This is a genomic window from Intrasporangium chromatireducens Q5-1 (assembly GCF_000576575.1).
In the GTDB taxonomy this organism is placed as follows: domain Bacteria; phylum Actinomycetota; class Actinomycetes; order Actinomycetales; family Dermatophilaceae; genus Intrasporangium_A; species Intrasporangium_A chromatireducens.
Genome location: NZ_AWQS01000312.1, coordinates 1 through 3,797 on the forward strand (window position 1 = coordinate 1; position 3,797 = coordinate 3,797).

Annotated in this window: 3 protein-coding genes; all 3 read left to right on the forward strand. The window is 73.7% G+C overall.

Annotated features, from left to right (window positions below; genetic code table 11):
- Nucleotides 1-1,110 (forward strand): MtrAB system histidine kinase MtrB (gene mtrB / locus N864_RS20115; protein ID WP_155893032.1); only part of this gene is annotated, 1,110 nt, incomplete at its 5' end.
- Nucleotides 1,107-2,933, forward strand: coding sequence for an LpqB family beta-propeller domain-containing protein (locus tag N864_RS20120; RefSeq protein ID WP_155893033.1), 1,827 nt, complete (start codon nt 1,107-1,109; stop codon nt 2,931-2,933). The genes mtrB and N864_RS20120, both read left to right, overlap by 4 nt.
- Before the next feature lie 145 nt (nt 2,934-3,078).
- Nucleotides 3,079-3,792: a ComF family protein gene (locus N864_RS26280; RefSeq protein ID WP_051518851.1), complete on the forward strand. Its 714-nt coding sequence runs from the start codon at nt 3,079-3,081 to the stop codon at nt 3,790-3,792.
- Nucleotides 3,793-3,797 lie beyond the last annotated feature (5 nt).

Sequence of the window (3,797 nt, forward strand, 5' to 3'; positions counted from 1 at the left end):
GACCGCGAGCGCCAGATCATGGGGCTCATCGGCCAGACGTTCCTCTTCGGTGCCGCCGCCCTGATCCTGCTCGTCGGCGCCGTCGCGTTCGTCGTGACCCGGCTCGTCGCCGACCCGGTCCGGCGGGCGGCGAGGATCGCCGAGCGGTTCGCGGAGGGCAACCTCGGTGAACGCATGCGGGTCAAGGGCGAGGACGACCTCGCCCGACTCGCGAACTCGTTCAATGCGATGGCCGCCTCGCTCCAGCAGCAGATCGGCCAGCTCGAGAACCTCTCCCGGGTCCAGCAGCGCTTCGTCTCCGACGTGTCGCACGAGCTGCGCACCCCCCTCACCACGATCCGCATGGCGGGCGACCTCATCCACGACTCCCGCGCCGACTTCGACCCCACGGTGGCGCGGTCGGCCGAGCTGCTCCGCGGCGAGCTCGATCGCTTCGAGTCGCTCCTGTCCGACCTGCTCGAGATCTCCCGCTTCGACGCTGGAGCGGCCGTCCTGGACATCGAGGCGACCGACCTGCGGCTCTGCGTCGAGCACGTCGTCGATGCGCACCGGACCCTTGCGGAGCGCAAGGGCAGTGAGCTGGTGGTGCGCCAGCCCGACGAGCCCGTCGTCGCCGACATGGACTCGCGTCGGATCGAGCGGATCCTGCGCAACCTCGTCTCCAACGCCATCGAGCACGGCGAGGGCCACCCCATCGAGATCTCCCTCGCCCAGAACGACTCGGCGGTGGCGGTGACCGTCCGGGACCACGGCATCGGACTGCGGCCCGGCGAAGCGGCCCTCGTCTTCACGAGGTTCTGGCGGGCCGACCCGGCCCGGGCCCGCACGACCGGTGGGACCGGGCTGGGCCTGGCGATCGCCCTCGAGGATGCCCGGCTGCACGCCGGCCGGCTCGAGGCGTGGGGGGCTCGCGGCGAGGGCTCCTGCTTCCGGCTCACCCTGCCGAAGAAGGCTGACTCCACCATCACCGGCTCGCCGCTGCCGCTCACGCCCCTGCTCCAGGCCACGGACCCCGTCGGGCACGTCGCCCTGCCCGGTCCGACGGTCACGGGTGCGACCCTGCGCAGTCCCGGGCCCGCACCGGCGTCCGCACCGGAGTCGAGCCGGTGAGCAGGCCGCGGCGGGTCGCCGCAGCGATGCTGACGGCGCTCGCCGTCCTCGGAGTGTCCGGCTGCGGTGGCCTGCCGGGGGACGGGCCGGTGCTCGAGGGGCGACGGCTGGACGAGGCGATCGGCGACCCCGTGCGGGTGCTGCCGCAGAAGCCCTTCGACGGCGCGAGCCAGGAGCAGATCGTCCTCGGCTTCATCCGCTCCAACGAGGACGTCGACGAGAGCCGCGAGACGGGCAAGTCCTACCTCGCTCCGCAGTCGCCCGACCTCTGGCGATGGACGAGCGAGGACGTCATCGTCTATGACACAGCGGACGACCTCACCGTCAAGCAGCTGGGGCCGGAACAGGTGGAGGTCTCGACGAACGCCGTGGCGCGGGTGTCCGCCGACGGACGCTACGAGGAGCTGCCGCCGGGGACGCGCGCGACCGTCACGTTCGGGTTGACCAAGGTTGCCGGCGAATGGCGGATCGAGCTGCCCCGCACCGGCTTCGGGCTGTGGCTCGACTCGGCCGCGTTCGACCGGCTCTACGAGGCGCGCCGCATCTACTACGTCACGCCGAGCGGTCGTCGGCTGGTGCCGGACATCCGGTGGTTCCCGAGCGGCTCGCGCATGGTGACGACCCTGGCCCGGTCACAGCTCGCGCCCGTGCCCGACTATCTCGCCGGAGCGGTCCGCAGCGGCGTTCCCACGGCGACGAAGCTGTCGGTCAACGCGGTGCCGGTCAACAACGGCCGCGCCCAGGTCAACCTCACCGAGACAGCTCTCAAGGCCGACCCCATCGAGCGGGCCTCGATGTGGGCCCAGCTGACCGCGACGCTCGGCCAGGTCGCCTCGGTCCAGGCAGTGGGCCTCGCCGTGCAGGGAGTCGAGCTGGAGCTGCCCGGCATCGGTGCCTGGGTCTCCACGCCGGACGAGCTCGACTATGGCCGGGTGCCCGTGCCGAGCTTCGACACGGCACTGATCCGCAACGGCGTGACGTTCGCGCGGATCGACCCGCTCGCCATCCCGGACAACAGCGTGGCCCGCAAACCCGCGGACACGGGGCGCAAGCCCGGCGACCCGAGCACGCTCTCGCAGGAGTGGACCCGGCTGGCGATGTCGGTGGACGGCAAGGAGATCGCCGCGGTCGGTCCCGACCAGAGTCACCTCTCGCGCTGGCGCGACGGCCGTTCGACCGTCTTGGCCCCGTTCGCCGGGGAGCTGACGACACCCGTCTACGACGCCGCGGGCTACCTGTGGGTCGGCGGGCTGGCCAAGAACGGCACGGGCGGCCTCTGGGCCACCCACGCCGACCCGACCGCAACGGGGGAAAGGCCGCGGCGTGTCTCGGCGCCCTGGCTGGACGGCCGGCGCGTGACGGCCATCGCGATCTCCCCGGACGACGCCCGACTGCTCGTCATCTCCACCAACGCGAAGGGCGGGGACGCCCGCCTCGACGTCAGCGGCATCGTCCGGGCCCCCAGCGGGCAGCCGACCGGGCTCGCAGCACCGTGGCGGCAGGCGGAGGCGCTCACCTCGATGCGCGACGTCGTGTGGCTCGACGGCGACTCCTACGCCGTGCTCGGCCGGATCGGCCCCGACGACCCCGTGCGGCCGTGGACCGGCACAGTCGGCGGCGGGCTCGACGGGATCCGCCGGCACGGGCAGGCGGAGCCGCAGGACACCCGGCTGGCAGCGGTCCCCGGCGCCGTTTCGATCACGACCGTCGGCGGCGCCCGCGGCATCATGATCGTCACGGACACGGGGCAGGTCCTGGCTCGTGCGGGCCGGACGTGGCCGGTGGTCTCCAACGGCACCGACATCCTCGTCCCGGGTCGCTGAGGCGCGCAGACGCCCACAGGCGGCGAAGGGAGCGCGCCCGGGCGGCGAGCCCGCGGGCGTCCCCATCCCGAGGCCCCGTCGGCGCTCCTCCACAGTCCGCGCCGTGCGGCCGGCACGGCGCAGTCCGCGTGGGTGCAATGAGGGCATGACCCTGCGCCCACTGCTCGACCTCGTCCTGCCGACCGAGTGCGCCGGGTGCCACCGGACCGGGCTGCCGTGGTGCCGCCGCTGTCGACGGGCCCTCGACCGGCTCGCCTTCCCCGGCGGCCCGCGTCCGGTCACTCCGGACCCGCCACCGGCCGGGGTGCCGCTCGTGTACGCCTGGGGCGCCTACGCCGACCCGCTGCGGGCGGCGATCACGGCCTGGAAGGACGAGGGGCGACGTGACCTGGTGGCGGAGCTCGCGCCGCTCCTCGGGGCAGCCCTGTCGGCTGCGGTCGAGGGCGCGGACGGCTCGAACGTGCCACTCGTCGTGCCAGCCCCCTCATCACGACGCTCCCGCCGGGTGCGCGGTGACGTGCCGCTCCACGAGCTCGCCGACCGCGCTGTCCACCTCCTGTGCCTGCCGGGGCTCGAGGTGCTCATGGCGCTGGACGAGCGCTGGGGCGTGCGTGACCAGTCCGGTCTGGCGACGACGGCCCGGCAGGTCAACGTGAGCGGTGCCTTCCACGTGCCACGTGCCCGGCGGCCGTTGGTCGCCGGGCGCGACTGCATCGTCGTCGACGACGTCATGACGACTGGAGCGACCCTCGTCGAGGGTGCGCGAGCCCTGCGGGAGTCCGGGGCGAGACGCGTGCTCGGGGCCGTCGTCGCGGTCCCGCGGCGGCGGCGCGGGGGTCGCGCACGACGGGCCCAATGAGCCGC